Below are 24,485 nucleotides of genomic sequence, written 5' to 3'. Positions count from 1 at the left end.
GCACCGGGCCCCCACGATCGTGGGGGCCCTTCGCGTTGCGGCGCACGCCGAGATCTTCATGCCCATGCCATTCGGCTATGTGCCGAATGGCATGGGCATAATGGAGGTGGCATCTCGGCATGGGCTTTCAGTGTATGGCGGACGGGGTACCGGGTACGCGCACGACGGAAGGAGCGGCGATGACACCCCTTGTTGATCCCAGCCTCAACAGGCGAAAGCTGCGCATCGCGCTGCGCGGGGCCCGGGAGGACGCCGGCCTCACGCAGCGCGAGGCGGCGGAGCGCGTGGAGTGGTCCCTGTCCAAACTGGTCCGGGTGGAGAACGGCACGGTGAGCGTCTCCGTGACCGACCTGCGCGCCCTGGTCCAGGTCTACGGCATCACCGATCCGGCCGTGGTCGAGGAACTGGAGGCCGCGGCCCGCGGAAGCAAGGGGCCCAGCTGGTGGTCCAGCTTCCACGACGTCGTCAATCCGCCGTTCGCCCAGTACCTGGGGTACGAGACCGCGGCGGTCAGCCTGGCCACGTACCACCCGATCGTGGTTCCGGGGCATCTGCAGACCCGCCGCTACGCGGAGGAGCTCCTGCGCCCCCGGGTCCGCGACCGCGAGCGGCTCGCCCGCGTGGTGGACCTCAGGATGAAGCGCCAGGAGCGGATGTTCGGGGGCGACGGCCCCCGGGAGACGCTGTTCCTCCTCGACGAGGCCGCGGTCCGGCGCCGGGTCGGCGGCGACGCGGTCATGGCCGGGCAGCTCCAGCAGTTGCTGGACTTCGCGGAGCGGCCCGGCGTCACCCTGCGCGTCCTGCCCTTCGAGGCGGGCGCCCACTACAGCACTCTCGGCAGCTTCGTCCTGCTCGGTTTCACCGACGACAAGGATCTGCTGTACCTGGAGTACGCCACCGGCAACATGACCGGGGGCGAGGACTCCGAACTGCTGGAGCACTACCAGGAGTGCCTGGGGGAGATCTCGCGCCTGGCCCTCGACACGTCGGAGTCACTCGGTCTGATCGGCCGCGTCAAGCAGGACCTGGCCGGAGCCTGACCGGGCCCGGACCCGCGGAACCGGCACGAGCAGGGGGAGGATCGAGGTGACGGGAGCAGCGTGGCGGCGCCTGCGGGAGCTGCTCGTCTCCGGAAGAGGGCAGGACCGTACGGACTCGGCCGACGAGTCCGCGGAGGAGGACGGAGGGACGTCCGGCCGGCCGGCGGAGCCCGACCCCGTGCCTCACGCCCCCGTTCCGCCGGGGTCCGTGGAGCGGATCGTCGGTTGTTTCGCCGTGCTCATCGCCCTGTTCGCACTGAGCGCGCCGTTCGTCGTGTTCATGATAGTCAGCGGCTCTTGGGACATCTCGGGGCGGACCGTCGCCCGGACCGCGGCCAGCCTGGTGGTCGCCATGCTCGCCGCCGCACTCGCCTGGCGGGCCGGGAGCGCATGGCAACGGGGGAGGAAGGGCCCTACCGGGGCGACCCCGCCCGTGGAACGTACGGAAGACGATCAGAACTCGGTGGGGAAGCCGTGACGGAGTAGCGTCCGCACCACAGGCCCGCGCTCACCGAAATGGCGAGCAGCACGGCCACCCACAGCACCCGCTTCGCCACCAGGCTCTCCACCAGGAGGGACGTGGCGGCCGCGGTGCTCGTGGCCACCGCTCCCACGGCGAGCAGGAAGAACGCGGGGGGCGCGACGCCGACGGAGCGGGACCGGCCCTCGCCCTCGAGCCTTCGCACTGCAGACTTCCCGATGCCCATCACAGCCCCCGCTTTCTGCCGTCCGCCCGAAAGGATGTCATGCGTCCCCTGGTTCTCCGCGCGCGACAGCGCTGAGGAAGCCCGTCCAGGCGAGGGCGGTGAAGCGCAGCACGGTCGCGGCCGGCCGCTTCGAGTCGCGCGCGAGGACGTGCCTCGCGAGTACGGCCACTTCCACACATTCCGACTCGTTGCCGCAGGCACTGCTTCTACGCCATAAGGGTCGCCCCTCATGAACCACCGCGGTCTCCCCCGATCCCCCAAGCTGCCCGAAATGGTGCCCGTCAAGCGTAGTGGCCGAGCGACCGCGGCCGCAGGCGAGTGCCGAAATCTCTGCCTTCACCTTTGCCATTGGTGCCCGGACGACCACGAAGAGCTACCCGGACTTCAGGTTAGGCCCTGCTCACCCCGGGTGCCATACGGGAACCGGCCCATCCGGGGTACGCCGGTGCTCACGCGCAACCGCCGGGCGCCGACCGTGTACCGGTCACCTCGTCCCCGGCTCCCGCCCCGAGAGCACCGCGAAGGTGCCCTCGGGGCTCACCGGGTGGACGCCGTGGTCCGCGCCCGAGCGCGCAAGCGCGGCGGTCGCGAGCCCCAGGTGGATCCCCGGCATGCCCGCGGAGCTGAGCATCCGGCCATCCAGTGCCGACGGGTCGTAGGAGCCCCAGGGGCTTCCCCGCGCACGCGTTCCGGGAGGCGCGGGTGGTGACGGTGCGGGAACTCGCCGGATGACGTGAGCGCACGGCGGCCGGGCACGGGACGCGGCGGAACGCACGGACGGCACTCCGGGGCTTTCGGGCCTCCGTCGGGCCGGGCCGCCGTGGTGCCGCGCCAGGGACGGCGCGGAGAAGGCGGTGGGGCTGCCCGCCTAGTCGCCTCCCCCTCCGCCTCCGCCGCCGTCGCCGCCCCCGTCACCACCACTGCTCCCGCCCCCGTCACCGCCGTCTCCCCCGTCGCCGCCCCAGCCGTCGCCGCCGCCGGGTTCGTTGTCGTCCCGGCCGCGGCCGAGGTTGCTGAACCAGGGACGGTCCCACAGCTCGCCGTCCACCTCCCCGCCCTCCTCGCGTGAGCGCCGGACGCTGCGGAACCTGGCCAGGCCCGTGGTGTCCCCGAGGCCGAAGGACACGGCGACGGCGTGGGCCACGACGGCGTCCAGCGGGTCGGGGCTCTCGTGGCGCACGTCGGCCAGCGGCAGCAGCACCGTGCCGGACGCGGGCTCCGGCCACCGCGGGGGCCGGGTCAGCAGCGCGACGCGCCGGTCGTCGCGCGACAGCCACGAACTCTCCGCGTCCTTGCGCCGCAGCGTCCAGTGCCGGTCGGGCAGGTGGATCTCGACGCGGCTCTTGGACTTGCGGCGCTTCTTCCGCAGGACGAGTCGCGCGGGGACGTCACCGACGGTCAGGAGCAGACCGCCGTCCGGGGTGTCCGCGTCGGCGTCGAAGCCGTGCGGCGCCCTGAGCCGTACGGCGGGGGCCTGCGGGCCCCAGACGTCCACGCGGACCAGGCGCCGGTCCACGGCGACGGCTATCGGTCCGGCGGGACCCTGCGCGTACCGGCGCGCGATCCACAGCGGCACGCCCTCCGTCCGCGCCCGTGCGGCGAGGGCGGTCACCGCGTCCGGGCCGCCGCACCCGCGGACCGCCAGCTCGCCCAGGGCGCGGGCGAACTCGGCGGCCCGGCGCACCTTCAGGGGTGTGGTGGTGCCGGTCACCCGGGTGACCGGGACGACCCCCCGGCCCTCCGTCACCCGCTCCAGGGGGCGCTCCGTGCCCCCACCGCCGAGCCAGGTCCCACGCAGGAACGCCTCCGCCATGGCGGCGAGGTCCAGCTCCTGGAGCGGCGTCGTCCTGCGTCCCCGGCGCAACCGGTCCTCGGTGAGTTCCACGGTCCGCGCCAGCGGGTTCCACGACTCCTCCGCGTAGAGCACCCGGCCCATCGCCACCCCCTCGTGTCTCTTCCTGATCCTGCGGGCCCCACCCTCACACACCGTCCTCCGGCCCCGCGGACGGGGCGGCCTCCACGGCCCCGGCGCCCCCGGCAGGACGGTGTGGGCCGTGGTGCCCGCCGTGCCGGTCCACCGGTGGGCCGAGGAAGGAACCGGGCCGTCAGTAGCGGTACCGGGCCTTGATGATCACGACTTCCTTCTCGGTGGCCCGGTAGACGAGGCGGTGTTCGTCGTCGATCCGGCGTGACCAATAGCCCGACAGGACGCCCTTCAGCGGCTCCGGCCTGCCGATGCCGGTGAAGGGGTCCCGCTGGATCTCGCCGATCAGGCGAACGAGCTTGCGCGACAGCGTCTTGTCGGCGGCCCGCCGGTACAGGAGGTCCTCCCGCCCGGTGGGACGGAACCGCACGTCCCTCACTCGCCGTCCTCCGCCAGCGCCTCCAGCTCCGCCATGCTCCTGGTGATCACCGGGGTGTCGGCGGCCTCGTCCGCGGCGACGGCCACCATGAGGTGGGCGGCGTTGGCCGGGGAGCGCAGCAGGTAGACGGTCTCCTGCCAGGAACGGAAGTCGTCGGCCGACATCGGTATGGCGTTGCCGCCTCCGGAAGTGATCTCCACGGGCTCATGGTCGTCGTTGACCTGCTGGATCAGCGGGAAAAGCCGGGCCGGGCCTCGCTGACGGTGAGGGACATGCTCCTCCTCCACGGAAACCGGTACGGGAGGGCCGTACCGGCCGAGCGGTACGAGTATCCGGTACCAGTCGCGTGACCTCTTGGTTCCCGGCTTCGGAGAAGATCGCGCGGCACGGCAACCCCGCGCCGTGCGGCGGCGACTTCGGGGTGGTGGACAACGAGGGCCATCGCACATCGAACGAAAGCCGTGACATGCGCAGTACTGGTAACACCGCCCCGCCCGCGGGGCACCGGAGGAAGAACGGCCGGCGCCGCACCGTCCTGATCGGCGCCCTCACCACGTCGCTGGTGGGCGGCGCCGTGGTCGGCGGCGTGCTGATGTCGGCGTCCGCCGCGGAACCGGGCGCGGGCACCTACCGCCTGGTGAACGCGGCGAGCGGGACCTGTCTGGAGGTTCCGTCGGGAAGCACCGGCGACGGGGTGCGGCTGGCCCTGGCGGACTGCGACGGGGGCGCGGACCAGAGCTGGGAACTGGCCGACTCCGGTGACGGCTTCACCGTGACGTCCTCCGCCACCGGCCTGTGCGCGGGCGTCCAGGGCGACGCGGTCTCCGCCGGGAAGGCCGTGCAGCAGCAGACCTGCGACGAGGGCTCCTCCCAGGTCTGGAAGGTGAGTGCCGTCGGCGACGCCTACCACCTGGTCAACGCGCACAGCGGGAAGTGCCTGAACCCCAAGGACGGCCTGCTCCAGCAGAACTCCTGCGACAAGGCAGCCGGCAAGACCTGGACCCTGCGGGAGGTGAACGGCTCGACGCCTCCGGCGACTCCGACGGCGAGCGCGCCCGCCTCCCCCACCGCGCCCGCCTCCCCCACCGCGCCCGCCGGTACCACCGCGCCCGCGGACGACGAGCCGGCCGGTGACACCGCGTTCGCCTCCTGGCCCACCGCCACCGACGAGCAGCCCGTCTCCTCGACCATCGAGGTGAAGGGCGTGTACGACGGGTCCCTGAAGCGCTTCCACGGCTCGGGCGAGCTCGGCGGCAGCGGCCAGGACGAGGGCCAGGACCCGTTGTTCAAGCTCGCCGACGGCGCGACGCTGAAGAACGTGATCCTGGGTACGCCCGCCGCCGACGGCGTGCACTGCTCGGGCAGCTGCACCCTGGTCAACGTGTGGTGGGAGGACGTCGGCGAGGACGCCGCCAGCTTCAAGGGCAAGTCCTCCTCGGCGGCCTACGTCGTCGACGGCGGCGGTGCCCGCAAGGCCGACGACAAGGTCTTCCAGCACAACGGCGCCGGCACCCTGACGATCAGGAACTTCCAGGTGTCCGACTTCGGCAAGCTCTACCGTTCGTGCGGCAACTGCGGGACCCAGTACCAGCGCCACGTCGTGATCGACGACGTCCTGGTCACGAGCCCGGGCAAGGTCCTCGCCGGGGTCAACGCCAACTACGGTGACACCGCGACCCTCTCGGGCGTGACGATCGTCGGCGACGGCAAGAAGAAGCTCGTCCTCTGCGAGCGCTTCCAGGGCAACGACAGCGGTGACGAGCCGACCTCGCTCGGCAGCGGTCCCGACGGCAAGGCCTGCGTCTACCGGGACTCCGACGTGACGTACCAGTAGGGACGCCCACAGGGCGAGGGCCCGGCACCGCCGAACAGCGGCGGTACCGGGCCCTCGTCGTACTGCGAGCGGATCGCTCAGTGGGCGTGGCCGTGACCGTGGCCCGCGGCGGCCGGCTCTTCCTCTTCCTTCTTCTCGACGACCAGGGTCTCGGTCGTCAGCAGCAGGGAGGCGATGGAGGCGGCGTTCTCCAGGGCGGAGCGGGTCACCTTGACCGGGTCGATGACGCCGGCCTTGACCAGGTCGCCGTACTCGCCGGTGGCGGCGTTGTAGCCGCTGCCCTTCTCGAGCTCGGCGACCTTGGAGACGATGACGTAGCCCTCGAGGCCGGCGTTCTCGGCGATCCAGCGCAGCGGCTCGACGGCGGCCTTGCGGACCACGGAGACACCGGTGGCCTCGTCGCCGGTCTTGTCGAGGTTGCCCTCGAGGACCTTGACGGCGTGGACCAGCGCGGAGCCACCACCGGAGACGATGCCCTCCTCGACCGCGGCGCGGGTCGCGGAGATGGCGTCCTCCAGACGGTGCTTCTTCTCCTTCAGCTCCACCTCGGTGGCGGCGCCGACCTTGATGACGCACACGCCGCCGGCCAGCTTCGCGAGGCGCTCCTGGAGCTTCTCGCGGTCCCAGTCGGAGTCGGTGGTCTCGATCTCGGCCTTGATCTGGCCGACGCGGCCCTGCACGTCCTCCTTGTTCCCGGCACCGTCGACGATCGTGGTGTCGTCCTTGGTGACGGTGACGCGGCGGGCGGAGCCGAGCACGTCCAGGCCGACCTGGTCGAGCTTGAGGCCGACCTCCTCGGAGACGACCGTGGCGCCGGTGAGGACGGCCATGTCCTGCAGCATCGCCTTGCGGCGGTCGCCGAAGCCGGGGGCCTTCACCGCGACCGCGTTGAAGGTGCCGCGGATCTTGTTGACGACCAGGGTCGACAGGGCCTCGCCCTCGACGTCCTCGGCGATGATCAGCAGCGGCTTGGAGGCGTTGGCCTGGATGACCTTCTCCAGCAGCGGCAGCAGCTCCGCGATGGAGGAGATCTTGCCCTGGGTGATGAGGATCTGGGGCTCGTCGAGGACGGCCTCCATGCGCTCCTGGTCCGTCACGAAGTACGGCGACAGGTAGCCCTTGTCGAAGGCCATGCCCTCGGTGAAGTCCAGCTCCAGACCGAAGGTGTTGGACTCCTCGACGGTGATGACGCCGTCCTTGCCGACCTTGTCCATCGCCTCGGCGATGAGCTCGCCGACCTGCTGGTCCTGGGCGGACAGGGCGGCGACGGCGGCGATGTCGGACTTCTCGTCGATCGGGCGGGCCGAGGCGAGCAGGTCCTCGGAGACCGCGGCGACGGCGGCGTCGATGCCCTTCTTCAGCAGCGCCGGGGAGGCGCCGGCGGCGACGTTCTTCAGGCCCTCGCGGACCAGCGCCTGGGCCAGCACGGTGGCGGTGGTGGTGCCGTCGCCCGCGATGTCGTTGGTCTTGGTCGCCACCTCCTTCACCAGCTGCGCGCCGAGGTTCTCGTACGGGTCCTCGATCTCGACCTCGCGGGCGATCGTGACACCGTCGTTGGTGATGGTGGGGGCGCCGAACTTCTTGTCGATGACGACGTTGCGGCCCTTCGGGCCGATCGTCACCTTCACCGTGTCGGCAAGCTTGTTGACGCCGCGCTCGAGGGCGCGACGGGCGTCCTCGTCGAACTTCAGGATCTTCGCCATGGCAGCGGGAGCCCTCTCGGAAATCTGGGTGAAATCACTGCGCCCCGGGCGCCCGGCTTCTTATCGGATGCTGGGGCCAGGGGCGCAGTGGTTCGAGCAAAAAGTGCTTGCTACGAGGTCGGGTTGTCCGGGGCGGCCCCGGGGTTCCCTTACTTCTCGACGATCGCGAGGACGTCGCGGGCCGAGAGGACGAGGTACTCCTCGCCGTTGTACTTGACCTCGGTGCCGCCGTACTTGCTGTACAGAACGACGTCGCCGACCTTCACGTCGAGCTCGACGCGCTTGCCGTCCTCGAACCGGCCCGGGCCGATGGCCAGGACGACGCCCTCCTGGGGCTTCTCCTTGGCGGTGTCCGGAATGACCAGGCCCGAAGCCGTGGTCTGCTCGGCGTCGAGCGGCTGGACCACGATGCGGTCCTCGAGCGGCTTGATGGCAACCTTGGAGCTGGCGGTCGTCACGATCCGACCTCCCCCTTCGGAGATCTCACGGGGTTAACTGTCTGAGGTGGCGACCAGGTCGATCCGTCGTCGCGGGTGCCGGACCTGCCCGTCGCGTGTTTGGCACTCTCCAGGGGGGAGTGCCAGACCTGAGACTATGACTGCGATTAGCACTCGGTCAAGCGGAGTGCCAATTGCCTGCGGCGCGTCGCGGGGTGGGCGCGCCGCCGTCACCCTTGCGGGCAGCCGGTGGTGCCGCGGTGACCGTCCACCGGGGCCGCCGCCCCGGGCCCCCGCTCCGGCCCCCGACGGGCCCGGTCCTCACACGCCGGACGGGCCGGGGGGTGAGCGGTGCTCGCCGGGCACCGCCGACGGGCCGGTTCGTTCGACGTGGTCCTCCAGCCTCCCCACCGTCAGCCCCCGTTCCTCCAGCTCCCCCAGCAGCCGGGTGGTCCGTTCCGCCAACGACAGCGGCGGGGCCTCCCCCGACGGCACGGCGATGATGTCGCCGGGGTTCAGGCGGTGGGGGCCGTCGGCGTAGGTGAGGTGGCCGTCGGGTTCCAGGGTGACCCGCCACAGGACCACCGCCGCGATGCCGCAGTCCGCGGCGGCCCGCAGGGTGGTGGTGTCGTACGCGCCGTAGGGCGGGCGGAAGAGGCGGGGGCGGACGCCGAAGCGGGACCTGAGCTTGCGCTGCTGACCGCAGATCTCGGCGCGCTGGCCGGCGTAGGGCAGACCGCGCAGGGCGGAGTGGTCGAGGGTGTGGTTCTGCAGGCTCGCGCCGACCGCGCGCAGGCGGGCGAAGTGGGCGTACCCGGGGCCCACCACGCTGTCCGTGAGGAACAGGCTGACGGGGAGCCGGCGCTCGCGCACCAGGTCGATGAAGCGGGGGTCGCGTTCGGCGCCGTCGTCGTAGGTGAGGAAGACGACCCGGTCGCGGGTGGGGACGTGGTCGACGACGGGCGGGAGGGCGCCGGCCTCCGGCGCCGGACCGGCTCCGGGCGACCGCCCCGCCCCGTCCCCCGCCCCGTCCCCCGTGCCGCCCGACGGTCCGCATCCGGTGATCACGGCCAGCAGGGCGACGGCGCCCGCCAGGAGGCGGGCCCTCACAGGTAGTCCTCCAGGCGGGCCACCGCGTACCCCTCCGCCGTGGCCTTGTCCAGGAAGCGGCGGATCATGTCCGGCATCGTGCCCTTCCAGTCCTCGCGGCCCCGGAAGTGGCTGAGGACGATGTCGCCGGGGCGCAGCTCGCGGTCCCACTCGCGGTACTCCCAGCGGTCGACGAAGACCTCCTCGTTCCAGAGCGGGACGTGGGTGATCCCGCAGGCCTTGGCGGCGCGCAGGGTGGCCTTGTCGTAGTTGCCGTAGGGCGGGCGGAAGAGGACGGGGCGCTCGCCGTAGCGCTCCTCGATGACCTCCTGCATGCCGCAGATCTCGCGCTTCTGTCGGGCGTAGGACAGGGCCGGCAGGTAGGGGTGGTGGAGGGTGTGGTTGTGCAGGGCGACGTTCCGGTCCCGCATCTCCTTGAAGTAGCCGTAGTCCTCCTTGACCAGGTAGTCGCTGAGGAAGGCGCTGTACGGGATCCTCAGCTCGCTCATCATCCGCAGGAACGCCGGGTCCTTCTCGGCGCCGTCGTCGATGGTGAGGAAGAGGACCTTCTCGTCGGTGGGGACGGTGGTGAAGACCGGGGGGAGTCCCAGCCGCCGGTGGCCGTCGACCTCGAAGCCGTCGCGGGTGGTGATCCCGGGCTTCTCCGCCGGGGGCGGCGGGGCCGGCAGGGGCACCTTCCGCAGTCCCCAGCGGCGCGCGGCGGCGACCCGCGCGGTGTGCGCCGCGCGCAGCTTGGTGGCGTAGGCGTCGAGCGCGCGGGCCGGGGGCGCCTTCAGGGGCTGCTGGCCGGCCGCCGGTTCGGCCCGGGCGCCGCCACCGCCCGGCCCGCAGCCCGCGGCGATGGAGGCGAGAGCGAGTGCCGCGAGACCGATCCGCACACCACCCATGGGCCTCTTTTTATCCTTTTGTCCTACTACTCGCATGGCGCTGGATCCTCGCAGCCGGACGGCCCCGTCCCGGCCCGACACCGCGGCCGGAGGCGCACGGTCCACCGACTGGCCCACAATGAGGCGGTGAACGACCTCGCCCCCCTCCTCACCCCCGAAGGCCGCGCCCTCCTCGACGAGGTGCGCGACACCGATCCGGCGCACGAACTCGCCGTCGCGACCCGGCTGCGCCGCGAACACCCCGCCGGCCTGGTGTCGGCGGCGCTGGGCCAGGCACGGCTGCGGCAGCGGGCGGTGGCGAAGTTCGGGGTTCAGGACGCGCGGCGGATGTTCTTCACGCCGAACGGGGTGGAGCAGTCGACCCGGGCGAGCGTGGCGGCCTACCGGGCCGGGTGCCTCCGGGCGAAGGGGGTGCGGTCCGTCGCCGACCTGTGCTGCGGGATCGGCGGCGACGCGATCGCGTTCGCCCGCGCCGGAATCCGGGTGCTGGCCGTCGACCGGGACCCGCTGACCTGCGAGACGGCCCGCGCCAACGCCGACGCGCTCGGCCTCGCCGACCTGATCGAGGTGCGCGAGGCCGACGTGACGGAGGTGGACACGGCCGGATACGACGCCGTCTTCGTCGACCCCGCCCGGCGCTCCTCCGGGCGCGGCCGGATCTTCGATCCGGAGGCCTACTCCCCTCCCCTGTCCTGGGCGGTGTCCGCCGCGCTCGGGGCGCCGCTGGGCCTGCTGAAGATCGCGCCCGGCATTCCGCACGAGGCGATCCCCCCGGAGGCGACCGCCGAGTGGGTCTCGGACGGCGGGGACGTGAAGGAGGCCGTGCTGTGGTTCGGCCCGGACGTGACGCCGGGGGCGCGGCGGGCGACGCTGCTGCCCGCCGTCGCCGGCCTCTGCGCGACGCCCGGGACCATGCTCCCGGACCCCGGCGTCCGGCCGGTGGGGCGGTACCTGTACGAGCCGGACGGCGCCGTCATCCGCGCCCACCTGGTCGCCGAGGTGGCCGAGGAGGTGGAGGGCGGGCTGATCGACCCGACCATCGCCTACGTCACCGCCGACGAGGCGCACGACACGCCGTACGCCACCGTCTACGAGATCACCGACGTGCTCCCGTTCAACGTCAAGAAACTGAAGGCGCTGCTGCGCGAGCGCCGGGTCGGCACGCTGACGGTGAAGAAGCGCGGCTCGGCCGTCGAACCGGAGGAACTGCGCCGCAAGGTCCTGCCCAAGCCGCACGGCCCCGCATCCGTCACGGTCTTCCTGACCCGCGTCGCCGGCGCCCCGACGATGCTGCTGGGGCACCCGGTGCGCTGAGCGGCCGGACCGGGCCGGCTCAGGACGCGACGACCTCCTTGCCGATCGCGAAACCCTTGACCGGCCCCTCCGGGATCACCGCGTCGGTGCCGTAGGGGACCCGGTGCTCGTCCGCGTACCTCCCCTTCTTCCGGTCGGGGGACGTCAGGACGAGCACCGCCCCGTCGTCGTCGAAGTCGTCGACGACCACGTACACCGGGATCCCGGCCCGGGCGTACTCGCGGCCCTTGCGGACCCGGTCGCGCTGGAGGTTGCGGTGGCCCGGCGAGGCGACCTCGACGATCACCTTCACTCCGGCGGCGTCGACGCCGAGACCGTCCTCGTCCGGGATCCCGTCGAGATCGAGCGGAGCCACGAAGAGGTCGGGGACCCAGGCTTTCTGACGGTGGATGACATCGCCGTCATGATGTGCCGCGTAGCCACTGCCTGCCAGATGCGTGTCCAGCGCCCTGCGGAGACGGCCGATGAGCACGGTATGACGACGGCGACCGGTGGGCGACACCTCGATGGCCCCTTCGATGATCTCGGCCCGGTAGCCCTCGGGGAGATCCACGGCCTTCCACGCCTGCCACAGGACCTCGTCCGGATCGGAAGCCGGCTCGGAAACAGGCTCGTCCACCACCACCGGGGCCGCCTCTTCCGCGAGAGCGGTCATCGAGGAGCACCTCCTCCTTCACGTGTGGGCGCGGGCGCCACTGCGGCACAAGCGACACGGTGACGCTACGGGCCCGGGGTCCGGGGCAGGCCGGAACCGATGCCGATCAGCCGAACAGGTGATCACCTCATCGCAGCGACGCCCACAGCTCCCCCGCCTCCGGCTCGTCCGCCACCACCCGGTTGCGGTCCCAGGGGGCCGGGACGACCGGCATGGTGAGGGTCGTGACACCGTCGGCCGGGAGGTCCCGCAGGCTCTGGGCGAGGCGCGTCAGTTCGCCGAGCGAGTCGAGGCCGGTGTCGGTGGTGAGGCTGTCGGTGACGGTGTCGGCGACCCGGTACAGCCGGGCGGGGCTGGTCAGCAGGTCCTCGTCCGCGGCCTGCTCCAGCAGTGCCTTCACCAGCTGGTGCTGGAGCCCTATGCGGTCGAGGTCGCTGCCGTCGCCGATGTCGTACCGGGTGCGGGCCAGGGCGAGGGCTTCCGTGCCGTCGAGGTGGTGGGTGCCGGCGTCCAGGGTGAGGTGACTGCGGTCGTCGTCGATGTCCTCCCCGGTGGTGACGGTGACTCCGCCGAGCGCGTCCACCAGACGGGCGAAGCCGGCGAAGTCGATCTCGACGTAGTGGTCCATGCGGACGTCCGTGAGCGACTCGACGGTCTTCACCGCGCACACCGGCCCGCCCACCTCGTACGCGCTGTTGAACATCACCCCGGAGGCCGCCCGGGTCGACTCCCCGTCCCCCAGCGGGCAGGAGGGCCGGTCGACGAGGGTGTCGCGCGGGATGCTGACCACCGTCGCGGTGCTCCGGCCGGCGTCGAGGTGGACGACCATGGCGGTGTCGGACCGGGCGCCGCCGCTGTCGCCGCCGCCGAGCTCCTGGTTCTCCTCGCCGCTGCGCGAGTCGGAGCCGAGCACCAGGATGTTCAGGGACCCGGTCGGCAGGGGCGCGGCCGTGGTGGACGCGTCCGGGGACGGCGTGGTCGCGGCCCTGGCGGGACGGTCGCCGCCCAGGGCGCTGTCGATGTCGACGCCGTCGATGTTGTCGTTGAGCCGCCAGTACGTCCAGCCGGCCGCTCCGACGCCCAGGACCAGCAGGCCGGCCAGCGTCAGCCCCGTGATCCTCAGCGCCCTCGTCCGCCGGCCCGGCCGTATGCCCGCGCCCCCGGCCCCGGCCCCGGCCCCGGCCCCGTCGCTCCCGGTTCCGCCGCTCTTCTCATGTCCCCTCACAGAGAGGAACGTAAGTCCGAATTATGACGAGCAGCGCCCCCCGGGCAGTTTTCTTGTGAAATTCTCAGACGTCCGGCGGTTCGAAAATTTCGGCCCGGCTCACGCCCCCGAGGGCGCCGCCGTGCTGCTGCGCACCACCAGACTCGTCGCCAGTTCCACCCGGGTGGCCGCCGGGTCCTCGTCCCCGCCCAGATCGAGGACCAGCCTGGCCGCCGCCTCCGCCATCTCCGTCAGCGGCTGCCGCACGGTCGTCAGCGGCGGTCCCACCCAGCGGGCCACCGGGAGGTCGTCGAACCCGACCACGCTCAGGTCCTCCGGGATCCGCAGCCCGAGCTCGCGCGCGGCCTCGTAGACCCCGAGGGCCTGGAGGTCGTTGCCGGCGAAGACCGCGGTGGGCCGGTCCTCGCGGTTCAGCAGGGCCAGGCCCTGGCGGTAGCCGGCGTCGTGGTGGAAGTCCCCGGGCATGATCAGCGCGGGGTCGACCGGCAGCCCGGCGGTCTCCAGGGCGGCCCGGTAGCCGTCGACGCGGGCGCGGCTGCACATCATCTGCACGGGACCGCTGATCGCGCCGATCCGGGTGTGTCCCAGCTCGACCAGGTGCCGGGTCGCGGCGAGCCCGCCCTGCCAGTTGGTCGCGCCGATGGAGGGCACGTCGGTGCCCGGGTCGCCGGCCGGGTCCATCACCACGAACGGGATGGAGCGGCTGGTCAGCAGGGCCCGCCCGGACCCGTCGAGGCCGGACAGCACGAGGATGACGCCGTGCGGGCGGCGCGCGGCGACCTGGTCGGCCCAGGTGCGTCCGGGCGTGAGCCGGCCCGCGCTCTCGGAGAGGACGACGCTGAGCCCCGCGTCCCGGGCCACGTTCTCCACGCCCCGGATGACCTCCATCGCCCAGGCGCTCTCCAGCTCGTGGAAGACCAGGTCGATCAGGGGCGAGCGGGTGGCCTCGGCGCGTCGGCGCCGGTAGCCGTGGGCGCGCAGCAGCCCTTCGACCCGGCTCCGGGTGGCGGGGGCGACGTCGGCGCGGCCGTTGAGGACCTTCGAAACAGTCGGGGCTGAGACACCGGCCTCGCGGGCGATCTCGGCGAGGGTCGCCGTCCGGGCGCTGCGGCCTTGCGTCCGGGTTTCGGCGGGCTGCGGGGAAGTCATGGCCGCGATCGTAACCCTGCAGGCCCAGTTGACGAAGACCTACGGAACGCGTGGGCATCGGAACATTCGCCGACACGTCCGAAACGTTCGCCGAGATCCGTGTGCGGGGACCGTCGGCGCCGGGTTCAGCCGGCGCCGAGCGACTCGAACCGCCAGCGGTGCACCGGGCGGGTGGTCAGCTCCCCGTCCGGTTCCGGGAGTTCGGGGAGGTCCGCGTCGTACGGGGCGTCCCACCAGGTGACGACCAGGACCCGGTCCTGCGGGGCGCGGAGGGTCTCGCGGCGGACCGGGGTCCCGTCGAGCGGCTGCGCGCGGGCCCAGGCCAGCAGGTCCGCGCCCCGGCCGGGGACCGCCCGGGCCTCCCACATCAGGGCGACGGTCATGAGTACAGGTTGTCCTTGGCGGTCTCGTGCACGTGGTCGTGCGTGTGCGGGGCGCCCGGCACGTGCGGGTCCGTCACCGGGAGGGAGGAGTCGGCCGACAGGTCCCAGTCCGAGGCCGGACGGTTCCGGGCGACCATCTCCGCGCCCAGTGCCGCCACCATCGCGCCGTTGTCCGTGCACAGCTTGGGGCGCGGCACGCGCAGCCGGATGCCGGCCGCCTCGCAGCGCTCCTGGGCCAGGGCCCGCAGCCGGGAGTTGGCGGCCACGCCGCCGCCGATCATCAGGTGGTCGACGCCCTCGTCCTTGCAGGCCCGTACCGCCTTGCGGGTGAGCACGTCCACGACCGCCTCCTGGAAGGAGGCCGACACGTCGCGCACCGGGACCTCCTCGCCCGCCGCCCGCTTCGCCTCGATCCAGCGGGCCACCGCCGTCTTCAGCCCGGAGAAGGAGAAGTCGTACGCCGGGTCGCGCGGGCCGGTCAGGCCGCGCGGGAACGCGATCGCGTCCGGGTCGCCCTCGCGCGCGTACCGGTCGATGACCGGGCCGCCGGGGAAGCCCAGGTTCAGCACCCGGGCGATCTTGTCGAAGGCCTCGCCGGCCGCGTCGTCGATGGTCGCGCCGAGGGGGCGGACGTCGGAGGTGATGTCCGTGGAGAGCAGGAGGGAGGAGTGGCCTCCGGAGACCAGCAGCGCCATCGTCGGCTCGGGCAGCGCGCCGTGCTCCAGCTGGTCGACGCAGATGTGCGAGGCGAGGTGGTTGACGCCGTAGAGGGGCTTGCCGAGGGCGTAGGCGTACGCCTTCGCCGCCGAGACGCCGACCAGCAGCGCGCCGGCGAGCCCGGGTCCGGCGGTGACGGCGACGCCGTCGAGGTCGCGGGCGCCGACGCCCGCCTCCTTCAGCGCGCGCTCGATGGTGGGGACCATCGCCTCCAGGTGGGCGCGGCTCGCCACCTCCGGGACGACGCCGCCGAAGCGGGCGTGCTCGTCGACGCTGGAGGCGACGGCGTCCGCCAGCAGGGTGGTCCCGCGCACGACGCCGACGCCGGTCTCGTCGCAGGAGGTCTCGATCCCCAGTACCAGGGGTTCGTCAGCCATGGGTCTCGGTTCCTTGTACGCCGTTCCCGGGGTTGTCCGGGTTCACAGAGGTGGACGGGTCGGTCAGCCGCATCACCAGGGCGTCCACGTTCCCCGGCTGGTAGTAGCCGCGCCGGACGCCGATGGTCTCGAAGCCGAAGCGCTCGTAGAGCTTCTGGGCGCGGACGTTGTCCACCCGGCACTCCAGCAGCACCTCGGCGCACTCGAAGGCGGTCGCCGCCCGCAGCAGTTCGGTCAGCAGTCGCGAGCCGAGGCCGGTGCCCCAGTGGTCCCGGGTGACGGCGATGGTCTGCACGTCGGCCGCCCGGCCGCCGTCACCGTCCCGGTCGCCGTCCCGGCCGTCGTCGCCGTCGGACTCCGCGCCGGAGACGGTCAGGCCCGCGTAGCCGACGATCCGGTCGCCCTCCTGGGCGACGACGTAGCGCCGGGTCGCCCCGGGTCCGCGCGCGTGGGCCAGCTCGGACCAGAACATCCCGCGCGACCAGGCGTCCTCCGGGAACAGGTCCCGCTCCAGCTCCAGTACGGAGTCGATGTCCCACCAGCGCATCTCGCGCAGCACGGCCGTCTCGGTTCCCGTCACTTGGGGGTGACCACCTTGTAGTTCTTGGGGACCTGGGCATCGGGCCGGCGCAGGTACAGCGGCCGGGGCGCGGGCAGTTCCTCGCCCGCCGCGAGCCGCTCGGCGGCCAGCCGGGCGAGGGCGGCGGCGCTCACGTGCTCGGGCTCGTGCGCCCTGGGGAAGGTGTCCGGGTACAGCAGGGCGCCGGCGCCGACCGCGGGCAGGCCCTCGACCTGCGCGGCGATGGCGGCGGGCCGGTCCACGGCGGGCTCGGTGAGGCGGGTGCGGGAGTCGGCGTAGCGCGCCCAGTAGACCTCCTTGCGGCGGGCGTCGGTCGCCACGACGAAGGGGCCCTCCAGGTCGGCGGCGTAGGCCAGGCCGTCCAGCGTGCACACACCGTGCACGGGGACGCCGAGCGCGAGTCCGAAGGTGTCCGCGGTCATCAGGCCGACCCGCAGCCCGGTGTACGGGCCGGGTCCGACGCCGGCGACGATCCCGGTGACGGCGTCCAGCCGCAGGCCTGCCTCGGCGAGCACCCGGTCGACCGCCGGGAGCAGCAGCTCGCCGTGGCGGCGGGCGTCCACCTGGCTCGACGAGGCGATGACGTCGTGGCCGTCGTGCAGCGCGACGGTGACGGCGGGGGTGGCGGTATCCAGAGCGAGCAAGAGCACGCAAACAGCCTACGGCTCCCGCGCCCCGGCCACGGCCGCACGGGTCGGCCGGTCACGTACTGCTACCGTCGCGACGGCGTGCGTACACAACCGTGCAGAACGGGACAGAGGTGACGGCCGTGGCAGGAACCAGCTCGGCGATGGTGGCGGGGCTGACCGCGGCGGCCCTCGCGACGGTCGGCTACCTCGGCCACCGGGCGGCGGTGACCGTCCCGGCCGGACTGCGCCCTCCGGCGTCCGGCACCGCGGCCGCCCACGAGGCGCTCCGGAGCGGGAGCCACCCCGCCGCCCTGCCCGCGCGGTCGGGGACGGGCGAGCGGGTCGTGTACGCGCTGGGCGACGACCGGGTGTGGCTGGTCGGGGAGGACGGCGCGGTGCGGCGCACCTTCGGGGTCGTCCCCGGGACGGTGGACCCGGAGCCGGGCACCTACCGGGTCACGTCCCGGTCCGCGGCGGTCACCGGGTCGGACGGCGTCCCGGTCGAGCACGTGGTGCGGTTCGCGTCCGTCGACGGCACGGCGATCGGGTTCAGCGCGGCGGTCGACGGTTCGGCGCCGCGGCTCGACCCGCGGGAGCGGACGGGCGGCATCCGCGAGACCCGCGCGGACGGTGCGGCACTGTGGGGGTTCGCGACGACCGGGCGGAAGGTCGTCGTCGTCCGGTGAGCCCCGGCGCGCGCGTCCCGGCCGGATCGCGTGAACGGGGACCGCACATTCCGACAAGACGTCGGCACGATGTTGCGTTCGGCGTCCCGGGCGTGGTCACATGGTATCCAGCCCGCGGTTAGGTCTACCTAACCACGTCCGCCCCCGTCCTTCAGGAGGCGTCCATGCCGGCCCACCAGAGCGCCCGCCGGACCACGGCGCAGTCGCGGCCCCAGCCGGTCCCCGGAATCCCGATGCGCGACCTGCTGGCGGCCTGCGCCGCGGCCGCCGCGGTCTCCACCCCGCCCCGCGCACCGGAACCCCGGCCCTGCGAACCGGCGGAGGACCACCGCGAGGCCGCGTAGCCCGTGGCCCCGCCCGGCGGGACGGTCAGGCCGACAGCACGGTCAGGTCCGCCGCCGCCCAGCGCCCGCCCAGGCCGGTCAGGGTCACCCGGCGCACCTCGTCCGCGGTGTCGCCGACCGCCCGGTGGATGACGACCTGGAGCCGGTCCTCGGTCAGCTCCTCGACCTTGCCCTCGCCCCACTCCACGACGATCACCGACTCCGGCAGCGAGACGTCGAGGTCGAGGTCCTCCATCTCGTCCAGACCGCCGGACAGCCGGTACGCGTCGACGTGGACCAGCGGCGGGCCGTCCCCCAGGGACGGGTGCACCCGGGCGATCACGAACGTCGGCGAGGTCACCGCGCCCCGCACGCCGAGCCCCTCGCCGAGCCCCCGGGTCAGCGTCGTCTTGCCCGCGCCGAGTTCGCCCGAGAGCAGGACCAGGTCACCGGCCCGCAGCAGCTTGGCGAGCCTGCGTCCCAGTTCGCGCATCTGCTCGGGGGAGGTGACGGTCAGCTCCACGGGGTTCGCGGGCGGCGTCGGTTCAGCCGGGGTGTGCGGTGCTGCTTCCATGACCCCCAACCGTAGCCCCTGCGGGCACCGCGCCCGCGCGGACGAGCAGGTCGGCGAGGCGGTCGGTGACCACCTCCGGGTGCTCCAGCATCACCAGGTGCCCGGCGTCCGGGACCAGCACCAGCTCCGCGTCCGGGAGCAGACCGGCGATCGCCTCGCTGTGCTCGCTCGGCGTCACCAGGTCCCGCACCCCGGCCAGCACCAGCACCGGCAGGGACGCGAAGTGGGCGAGGGCCTCGGTCTTGTCGTGGTCGTTGAACGCCGGGTAGTACTCGGCGACCACGTCGATCGGCGTGCCCTCGATCATCCGCTCGGCGAACCGGGCGACCGCCGGGTCCACGTCACGGGACGCGAACGAGTACCGCTTGATCACCCCGGCGAACAGGTCCGCGGTGGCCCGGCGCCCCCGCTCCACCAGCTCGGCCCGCTGCCCCAGCGCCTTCAGCACCCCCGGCAGCACCCGCCGCACCGCGTTGACGCCGGCCACCGGGAGGCCGAAGTTGACCTCGCCGAGCCGTCCCGACGACGTGCCGACCAGGGCGACGCCCACGACCCGCTCCCGGATCAGCTCCGGGTACTGGTCGGCGAGGGCCATCACCGTCATCCCGCCCATGGAGTGGCCGACCAGCACCAGCGGCCCCTCGGGCGCCGCCGCGTCGATGACGGCCTTCAGGTCCCGCCCCAGCTGCTCGATGGTGACCGGCTCGCCCCGCTCCGCCTGCGCCGCGCCCCGTGCCGAGCGGCCGTGGCTGCGCTGGTCCCAGTGCACGGTCCGTACGACGCCCCGCAGCGCGGCCCGCTGGAAGTGCCAGGAGTCCTGGCTGAGGCAGTAGCCGTGGCTGAAGACGACGGTGACCGGGGCGGGGGCCCGGCGGCCGAAGAGCCGGCGCCTGCGTCCCGGGGCCGCGGCCGGATCGGGGTCGACGTCGTCGGTCTCGTAGTACAGCTCGGTGCCGTCGTCGGCGTACGCCTTGCCGGGCGTGCCGCGCAGCGCGCCGTACGGTCCCGCGGAGTCGAGGGCGAGCCGGGCCTTCTGCCGTATGCCCCGGCCGACCGTCATCCGTTCTATCGCCACGCCCGCGGCGGCCCCGGTGGCGAGCACGCCTATCGCGAGGCCCGCGACACCGGTGGCCCGGCGCCAGCTCCCGCCGGCCGCGGAGGCGGCGGCCTCCGTGATGCCCTCGCTCACCTGCCGTCCCCCTCGTTCCCGTCGCTGCCGTCGTCGACGTAGACGCGCGGGACGCGGGTTCCGATCCGGGTGACGATCTCGTACGCGATGGTCCCGGCCGCCTGCGCCCAGTCCTCGGCGGTGGGCTCACCGCGGTCGCCGGGCCCGAAGAGGACGGCCTCGGTCCCCGGCCCCGGCTCGTCCCCGCCCAGGTCGACGACGAACTGGTCCATCGCGACCCGTCCGGCGACCGTGCGCCACTTGCCCTCGACGAGGACCGGACCGGTGGAGGAGGCGTGGCGGGGGACGCCGTCCGCGTAGCCGAGCGGGACGAGGCCGAGGGTGGTGGCGCCGGGGGTGACGTAGTGGTGGCCGTAGCTGACGCCGTGGCCGCCGGGGACGTGCTTGACCAGGGCCATCGAGGCGGAGAGGGTCATCGCCGGACGCAGTCCGAGGTCGGCGGGGGTGCCGATCGCCGGGCCGGGCGAGACGCCGTACATCGCGATGCCGGGGCGCACCAGGTCGAAGTGGCTCTCGGGGAGGGTGAGGGTGGCGGGCGAGTTGGCGATGTGCCGCACCTCGGGGTCGACGCCCCGCCCCTCCGCGTACGCGACCATCTCCCGGAACCGGGCGAGCTGGGCGGCGACGGAGGGGTGACCGGGCTCGTCGGCGCAGGCGAAGTGGGACCACAGGCCGGTGACCCGCAGCAGCCCCTCCGCCTCGGCGCGCAGCGCGGCGGCGACCAGTTCCGTCCAGTCGTCACCGGGCTGGCAGCCGCCCCGGCCGAGCCCGGTGTCGGCCTTGAGCTGCACCCGCGCGGGCCGTCCGGCGAGCCGGGCCGCCCTGGTGACCTCGTCCAGCGCCCACCTGCCGCTCAGGGACACGTCGAGGCCGGCCTCGACCGCCTCCCGCCAGGGCCCGCCGGGCGTCCACAGCCAGCACATGATCCGTACGTGGTCCGGCACCCCGGCGCCGGGCGCGCGCAGCGCGAGCGCCTCCTGCGGGGTGGCGGTGCCCAGCCAGGTCGCCCCGGCCTCGACGGCCGCCCGGGCGCACGGGACCGCGCCGTGCCCGTAGCCGTCGGCCTTGACCACGGCCATGAAGGCGGCGCCGGGCGCGCGCTCGCGCAGGGCCCGCACGTTGGCCCGCACGGCGGCGAGGTCGATCTCGGCGCGGGCCCGCAGCTCCGCGCCCCCCGGGGCAACTGTCTCGTTCATCCCGTCCAGTCTCTCAGAGCACCCCGCCGCCCCCCGCCGTCGGCCGGACCGGCCCCTCCGGCGTCCGAGGAGCGGGCGTCCGGGGGCAGCGCCCCGGGGCGGGACGGGTGGGGGGCGGCGGGGCGGAGTCCCCGAGGCGCTCCCTCATCCCCGCACCACGCTCCGCCACGCCCCCGCGATCGCCTCCGCCACGTCGTGCGCCCCCACCGGCGCCCCGTCCGCCGCGAACCGCCCCGCCAGCCCGTGCAGGTACGCCCCCGCGCTCGCCGCGTCGACCGCCGGCAGCCCCGCCGCCAGCAGCGACCCCGCCAGCCCCGACAGCACGTCCCCGCTCCCCGCCGTGGCCAGCCACGACGTCCCCGTCGGATTCACCCGCACCGCACCACCGCCCGGGCCGGCGATCAGCGTCGTGGACCCCTTCAGCAACACCGTCGCCCCGTACCGCGCCGCCAGCTCCCGCACCGCGGCCAGCCGTCCGCCCTCGACCTCCCGCCGCTCGACCCCGAGCAGTGCGGCGGCCTCCCCCGCGTGCGGGGTCATCAGGGTCGGCGCCCGCCGCCCCCGCACCGCCGACGCCTCCGCCAGCCGCAGCCCGTCCGCGTCGATCAGCACCGGCACGTCCGCCGCCAGCACCTCCGCGACCGTCGCCGCGTCGTCCCCGGCCCCCGGTCCGACCACCCACGCCTGCACCCGTCCCGCGTGCTCCGGCCCCCGGTCCGACACCAGCGTCTCGGGGAAGCGGGCGATCACCGCCTGTCCGGCGGGACCGACGTACCGTACGGCCCCCGCGCCGCCCCGCAGCGCCCCCGCCACCGCGAGCACCGCCGCCCCCGGGTAGCGGGCGGAGCCGGCCGCGATCCCGACGACGCCCCGCCGGTACTTGTCGCTCTCCGCGGCCGGCGCCGGCAGCAGCCGGGCCACGTCCGCGTGCTGCAGCGCCTCCAGTTCCGCCCCGGCCGGGAGCTCCAGGCCGATGTCGACCAGCCGCACCGACCCCGCGTACTCCCGCGCCGGGTCGATCAGCAGTCCCGGCTTGTGCGTCCCGAAGGTCACCGTGAGGTCGGCGCGGAGCGCCGCCCCCCGCACCTCCCCCGTGTCGGCCTCGACCCCGCTCGGCAGGTCGACGGCGACCACGGCCGCCCGCGCCCGCCCGGCCGCTTCGGCGAGCGGCACCGCCTCCGGGCGCAGCCCGCCCGTGCCGCCGATGCCGACGATGCCGTCGACGACGAGATCGGCCCGCTCGATCAGCCCTTCGGCGCCGTCCGTGCCCGTGGTCCGCCCGCCCGCCCGGCGCAGCGTCGCGAGCCCCCCGGCGTGGGCGCGCTCCGGCGCGAGCAGCACCGCGGTCACCCCTGCGCCGCGCCGGGCGAGCCGGGCGCCGGCGTACAGGGCGTCACCGCCGTTGTCCCCGCTGCCGACCAGCAGCACGACCCTGCTGCCGTACACCCGCCCCAGCACGTCCGCGCAGGCCGCGGCGAGCCCGGCGGCGGCGCGCTGCATCAGCGCCCCCTCCGGCAGCCGTGCCATCAGTTCCCGTTCCGCCGCCCTGACCGTCTCCACGCTGTACGCAGTACGCATGCGTCCGAGTCTCCCGCAGACGGCCCGTCGACTCCCGTACCGGGGCGACGGACCGCTTGACTCCTCGTCATGCCCTTGCCAAACTCTCGCCTCCCCACCGGATGAATCGATTCAGTCGAATCGGTTCGACGACAGGAACAGAGGACCCATGGGACGCAGAGCCGCACTCCTCGCAGCAGCCGGCGCCACCGCACTCCTCACCGCAGCCGGCACCACGACGGCCCCGGCCACCGCCGCCACCTCCCCCACGACCGCCTCCCCCACGACCACCGCGGCCCCGGCCCCCGCCCGCGCCGCGGCCTGCGGGGACGGCTCCTACCAGGCCGAGGCGGTACTGAACGGCGGCACCTGGACGGCCAGGCGCGGCGGCAGCACGGTCCACACCGGCACCGACATGCGCGCGGCCGTCCAGGCGGCGGTCAACAGCCTGTCCTCCGGCCGCACCAGCAAGGAACGGGTCGTGGTCCGCGGCTCGGGCTCCGTCTCCGCCGGCTCCCGCATCTCCCTGCCGAGCTACACGACCCTGGACGTCTGCGGCACCATCAACGTCACCGGCAGCGGCTCCGGCGACCAGGCCCCGGTCTACTCCCGCGGCACCCGCGACATCGAGGTGCAGCACCTCGACGTCACCGGCGCCCCGCTGTACGGGATCTTCCTGCGCAACGTGCAGAACGTGGTCCTCGGCCGGATCGACATGCGCCTCTCCCGCGGCCTCGGCGTCCGCATCGACAACCGCGGCGACACCAGCCAGTGGACCCGCAACGTCCGCATCGACGACGTGTACGTCTCCGGCGCCTCCAGCCACGCCGTGGAGACCTACGGCGTCGACGGCCTCACCGTCGGCACGGTGACCGCCCGCAACGTCGGCGAGTCGGGCCTGCTGCTGAACCAGACGATCAACGCCACCGTCTCCAAGGTGGACGCGGAGAACGCCGGCACCGGCACCGGGTACGCCGCCTTCCGCATGGCCAACCGCAACGGCCGCGTCGGCAGCTCCTACGCCACCAACATCCGCGTCGGCGAGGTCGTCGCGCGCGGCGGCGGCCGGGGCGTGTTCTGCGTCTCGGAGAGCGGCGGCGCGACCATCGACAGGATCACGCTCTCCCACACCGGCAACAACGCGATCCTCATCGAGAACTGCTACAACGTGAACCTCGCCGCCCAGAGCGGCACGGTCACCGGCGGCGGCGAGATCCGGCTGGCGGCCCGCTCGGAGTTCGCGAACAACCGGGACATCACCGTCCAGAACCTCACGGTGACCGACTCGTCGATCCGCGAGAGCCCCTGCGGCGAGAACACGACCTTCCGCAACAACCGGCTGGTGAACAGCAGTCAGTCGATCTGCTAGCGGACACGGCGCACACGCGGGGTGCGGCACCCCATGGGCGCCGCACCCCGTACGTCCGTCGTCCGCCTCAGTTCGTGGCGAGCATGCCCGCCCGCAGCCGCTTCAGCGTGCGGGACAGCAGGCGCGAGACGTGCATCTGGGAGCAGCCCAGCCGCTCGCCGATCTCCGCCTGCGTGAGCTCCTCGACGAAGCGCCAGTGGACGATCTTGCGCTCGCGCTCGTCGAGTTCGGCGATCATCGGGGCCAGTGCGTGGAAGTCCTCGACCAGCTCCAGCGCGGCGTCCTCGGTGCCGATGAAGTCCGCGAGCACGCTCTCGCCGTCCGGCTCGCTGCCGATGGCGGCGTCCAGGGAGGCGGAGTTGTAGCCGTTGGAGGCGATCCGGGCCTCGTTGACCTCCTCCTCGGTCAGGCTCATCAGCTGGGCGAGCTCGGCGGTGGTGGGCGTGCGGCCCAGCCGGCTGCGCAGTTCCTCGGTGGCGCG

General features: G+C 73.6%; 27 protein-coding genes and 2 pseudogenes. 7 read left to right on the top strand and 22 right to left on the bottom strand.

What is annotated here, in order from left to right; all coding sequences use genetic code 11:
• Nucleotides 1-179: 179 nt before the first annotated feature.
• Nucleotides 180-1,040: a helix-turn-helix domain-containing protein gene (locus tag ABTY20_RS27100; protein WP_351999666.1), complete on the top strand. Its 861-nt coding sequence runs from the start codon at nt 180-182 to the stop codon at nt 1,038-1,040.
• A gap of 413 nt (nt 1,041-1,453) precedes the next feature.
• Here the strand turns inward: ABTY20_RS27100 and ABTY20_RS27095 are convergent, their stop codons facing one another.
• From ABTY20_RS27095 to ABTY20_RS27070, 6 genes and pseudogenes are all read right to left on the bottom strand, one after another.
• A complete protein-coding gene (locus ABTY20_RS27095) occupies nt 1,454-1,726 on the bottom strand; it encodes a hypothetical protein (protein ID WP_351999665.1) in 273 nt (90 codons plus the stop codon).
• Between the two features lie 58 nt (nt 1,727-1,784).
• Nucleotides 1,785-2,096: a DUF397 domain-containing protein gene (locus tag ABTY20_RS27090; RefSeq protein WP_351999664.1), complete on the bottom strand. Its 312-nt coding sequence runs from the start codon at nt 2,094-2,096 to the stop codon at nt 1,785-1,787.
• Between the two features lie 135 nt (nt 2,097-2,231).
• On the bottom strand, nt 2,232-2,378 hold the full coding sequence (locus ABTY20_RS27085) for a hypothetical protein (RefSeq protein WP_351999663.1): 147 nt from the start codon (nt 2,376-2,378) through the stop codon (nt 2,232-2,234).
• A 237-nt stretch (nt 2,379-2,615) separates the two neighbouring features.
• Nucleotides 2,616-3,683: a hypothetical protein gene (locus tag ABTY20_RS27080; protein WP_351999662.1), complete on the bottom strand. Its 1,068-nt coding sequence runs from the start codon at nt 3,681-3,683 to the stop codon at nt 2,616-2,618.
• 169 nt (nt 3,684-3,852) lie between these two features.
• Nucleotides 3,853-4,110: a Txe/YoeB family addiction module toxin gene (locus ABTY20_RS27075; protein WP_351999661.1), complete on the bottom strand. Its 258-nt coding sequence runs from the start codon at nt 4,108-4,110 to the stop codon at nt 3,853-3,855.
• Nucleotides 4,107-4,384, bottom strand: a pseudogene (locus ABTY20_RS27070) (type II toxin-antitoxin system Phd/YefM family antitoxin). The gene ABTY20_RS27075 and the pseudogene ABTY20_RS27070 overlap by 4 nt, the downstream one beginning before the upstream one ends.
• A gap of 192 nt (nt 4,385-4,576) precedes the next feature.
• On the opposite strand from ABTY20_RS27070, the pseudogene ABTY20_RS27065 reads away from it, so the two are divergent.
• A pseudogene (locus ABTY20_RS27065) lies at nt 4,577-5,077 on the top strand (RICIN domain-containing protein); the annotation flags it as partial.
• Nucleotides 5,078-5,122: 45 nt separating this feature from the next.
• Nucleotides 5,123-5,944, top strand: coding sequence for a pectate lyase (locus tag ABTY20_RS27060; protein ID WP_502991896.1), 822 nt, complete (start codon nt 5,123-5,125; stop codon nt 5,942-5,944).
• 77 nt (nt 5,945-6,021) lie between these two features.
• On the opposite strand, the gene groL is transcribed toward ABTY20_RS27060, so the two are convergent.
• From groL to ABTY20_RS27040, 4 genes are all read right to left on the bottom strand, one after another.
• Nucleotides 6,022-7,647 carry a chaperonin GroEL gene (gene groL, locus ABTY20_RS27055; protein ID WP_351999660.1) on the bottom strand — a complete coding sequence of 542 codons (1,626 nt, stop codon included), beginning with the start codon at nt 7,645-7,647 and terminating at the stop codon, nt 6,022-6,024.
• A gap of 149 nt (nt 7,648-7,796) precedes the next feature.
• Nucleotides 7,797-8,105 (bottom strand): co-chaperone GroES, encoded by a 309-nt coding sequence (gene groES / locus ABTY20_RS27050; protein WP_006130737.1) that lies wholly within the window; start codon nt 8,103-8,105, stop codon nt 7,797-7,799.
• A 300-nt stretch (nt 8,106-8,405) separates the two neighbouring features.
• Nucleotides 8,406-9,194 carry a polysaccharide deacetylase family protein gene (locus ABTY20_RS27045; protein WP_351999659.1) on the bottom strand — a complete coding sequence of 263 codons (789 nt, stop codon included), beginning with the start codon at nt 9,192-9,194 and terminating at the stop codon, nt 8,406-8,408.
• Nucleotides 9,191-10,081, bottom strand: coding sequence for a polysaccharide deacetylase family protein (locus tag ABTY20_RS27040; RefSeq protein WP_351999658.1), 891 nt, complete (start codon nt 10,079-10,081; stop codon nt 9,191-9,193). Before ABTY20_RS27040 ends, ABTY20_RS27045 begins: the two co-directional genes overlap by 4 nt.
• A gap of 126 nt (nt 10,082-10,207) precedes the next feature.
• Between ABTY20_RS27040 and ABTY20_RS27035 the strand changes: the two genes are divergently transcribed.
• Nucleotides 10,208-11,395, top strand: coding sequence for a THUMP-like domain-containing protein (locus tag ABTY20_RS27035; RefSeq protein ID WP_351999657.1), 1,188 nt, complete (start codon nt 10,208-10,210; stop codon nt 11,393-11,395).
• A 19-nt stretch (nt 11,396-11,414) separates the two neighbouring features.
• Here the strand turns inward: ABTY20_RS27035 and ABTY20_RS27030 are convergent, their stop codons facing one another.
• The 7 genes from ABTY20_RS27030 to tsaB form a co-directional block, all read right to left on the bottom strand.
• Nucleotides 11,415-12,050: a Uma2 family endonuclease gene (locus ABTY20_RS27030; protein WP_351999656.1), complete on the bottom strand. Its 636-nt coding sequence runs from the start codon at nt 12,048-12,050 to the stop codon at nt 11,415-11,417.
• Nucleotides 12,051-12,177: 127 nt separating this feature from the next.
• Nucleotides 12,178-13,200: an LCP family protein gene (locus ABTY20_RS27025; protein ID WP_351999674.1), complete on the bottom strand. Its 1,023-nt coding sequence runs from the start codon at nt 13,198-13,200 to the stop codon at nt 12,178-12,180.
• A 174-nt stretch (nt 13,201-13,374) separates the two neighbouring features.
• Complete coding sequence (locus ABTY20_RS27020; RefSeq protein WP_351999655.1) at nt 13,375-14,424, bottom strand: LacI family DNA-binding transcriptional regulator; 1,050 nt, start codon at nt 14,422-14,424, stop codon at nt 13,375-13,377.
• Between the two features lie 125 nt (nt 14,425-14,549).
• Nucleotides 14,550-14,807, bottom strand: a complete 258-nt coding sequence (locus tag ABTY20_RS27015; protein ID WP_351999654.1) for a hypothetical protein — start codon at nt 14,805-14,807, stop codon at nt 14,550-14,552.
• A complete protein-coding gene (gene tsaD / locus ABTY20_RS27010; protein ID WP_351999653.1) occupies nt 14,804-15,901 on the bottom strand; it encodes a tRNA (adenosine(37)-N6)-threonylcarbamoyltransferase complex transferase subunit TsaD in 1,098 nt (365 codons plus the stop codon). Before tsaD ends, ABTY20_RS27015 begins: the two co-directional genes overlap by 4 nt.
• On the bottom strand, nt 15,894-16,481 hold the full coding sequence (locus ABTY20_RS27005) for a GNAT family N-acetyltransferase (protein WP_351999652.1): 588 nt from the start codon (nt 16,479-16,481) through the stop codon (nt 15,894-15,896). The genes tsaD and ABTY20_RS27005 overlap by 8 nt, the downstream gene beginning before the upstream one ends.
• On the bottom strand, nt 16,478-17,131 hold the full coding sequence (gene tsaB, locus ABTY20_RS27000; RefSeq protein ID WP_351999651.1) for a tRNA (adenosine(37)-N6)-threonylcarbamoyltransferase complex dimerization subunit type 1 TsaB: 654 nt from the start codon (nt 17,129-17,131) through the stop codon (nt 16,478-16,480). Before tsaB ends, ABTY20_RS27005 begins: the two co-directional genes overlap by 4 nt.
• Nucleotides 17,132-17,250: 119 nt before the next feature.
• Between tsaB and ABTY20_RS26995 the strand changes: the two genes are divergently transcribed.
• Together ABTY20_RS26995 and ABTY20_RS26990 are read left to right on the top strand one after the other, a co-directional pair.
• Complete coding sequence (locus ABTY20_RS26995; protein ID WP_351999650.1) at nt 17,251-17,796, top strand: hypothetical protein; 546 nt, start codon at nt 17,251-17,253, stop codon at nt 17,794-17,796.
• 164 nt (nt 17,797-17,960) lie between these two features.
• Nucleotides 17,961-18,140 carry a hypothetical protein gene (locus tag ABTY20_RS26990; RefSeq protein WP_351999649.1) on the top strand — a complete coding sequence of 60 codons (180 nt, stop codon included), beginning with the start codon at nt 17,961-17,963 and terminating at the stop codon, nt 18,138-18,140.
• A 25-nt stretch (nt 18,141-18,165) separates the two neighbouring features.
• Here ABTY20_RS26990 and tsaE read toward each other — a convergent pair whose 3' ends face one another.
• The 4 genes from tsaE to ABTY20_RS26970 all read right to left on the bottom strand — a co-directional run bounded on the left by tsaE (nt 18,166) and on the right by ABTY20_RS26970 (nt 22,656).
• On the bottom strand, nt 18,166-18,693 hold the full coding sequence (gene tsaE, locus ABTY20_RS26985) for a tRNA (adenosine(37)-N6)-threonylcarbamoyltransferase complex ATPase subunit type 1 TsaE (protein ID WP_351999648.1): 528 nt from the start codon (nt 18,691-18,693) through the stop codon (nt 18,166-18,168).
• The gene (locus tag ABTY20_RS26980; RefSeq protein WP_351999647.1) at nt 18,665-19,882 is read right to left on the bottom strand and encodes an alpha/beta fold hydrolase; all 1,218 of its coding nucleotides are present in this window, start codon (nt 19,880-19,882) and stop codon (nt 18,665-18,667) included. Before ABTY20_RS26980 ends, tsaE begins: the two co-directional genes overlap by 29 nt.
• Nucleotides 19,879-21,078, bottom strand: coding sequence for an alanine racemase (gene alr, locus ABTY20_RS26975; RefSeq protein ID WP_351999646.1), 1,200 nt, complete (start codon nt 21,076-21,078; stop codon nt 19,879-19,881). The genes ABTY20_RS26980 and alr overlap by 4 nt, the downstream gene beginning before the upstream one ends.
• A gap of 144 nt (nt 21,079-21,222) precedes the next feature.
• Complete coding sequence (locus ABTY20_RS26970; protein WP_351999645.1) at nt 21,223-22,656, bottom strand: NAD(P)H-hydrate dehydratase; 1,434 nt, start codon at nt 22,654-22,656, stop codon at nt 21,223-21,225.
• 148 nt (nt 22,657-22,804) lie between these two features.
• Between ABTY20_RS26970 and ABTY20_RS26965 the strand changes: the two genes are divergently transcribed.
• On the top strand, nt 22,805-24,004 hold the full coding sequence (locus ABTY20_RS26965) for a hypothetical protein (RefSeq protein WP_351999644.1): 1,200 nt from the start codon (nt 22,805-22,807) through the stop codon (nt 24,002-24,004).
• 67 nt (nt 24,005-24,071) lie between these two features.
• On the opposite strand, the gene ABTY20_RS26960 is transcribed toward ABTY20_RS26965, so the two are convergent.
• A partial coding sequence (locus ABTY20_RS26960; protein ID WP_351999643.1) for a sigma-70 family RNA polymerase sigma factor occupies nt 24,072-24,485 on the bottom strand: 414 nt, incomplete at its 5' end.

Source organism: Streptomyces sp. NPDC126497, assembly GCF_040302425.1.
Classification (GTDB): domain Bacteria; phylum Actinomycetota; class Actinomycetes; order Streptomycetales; family Streptomycetaceae; genus Streptomyces.
The sequence above is the reverse complement of the archived record's forward strand: the minus strand, read 5'-3'. Positions and strand labels throughout refer to the sequence as shown.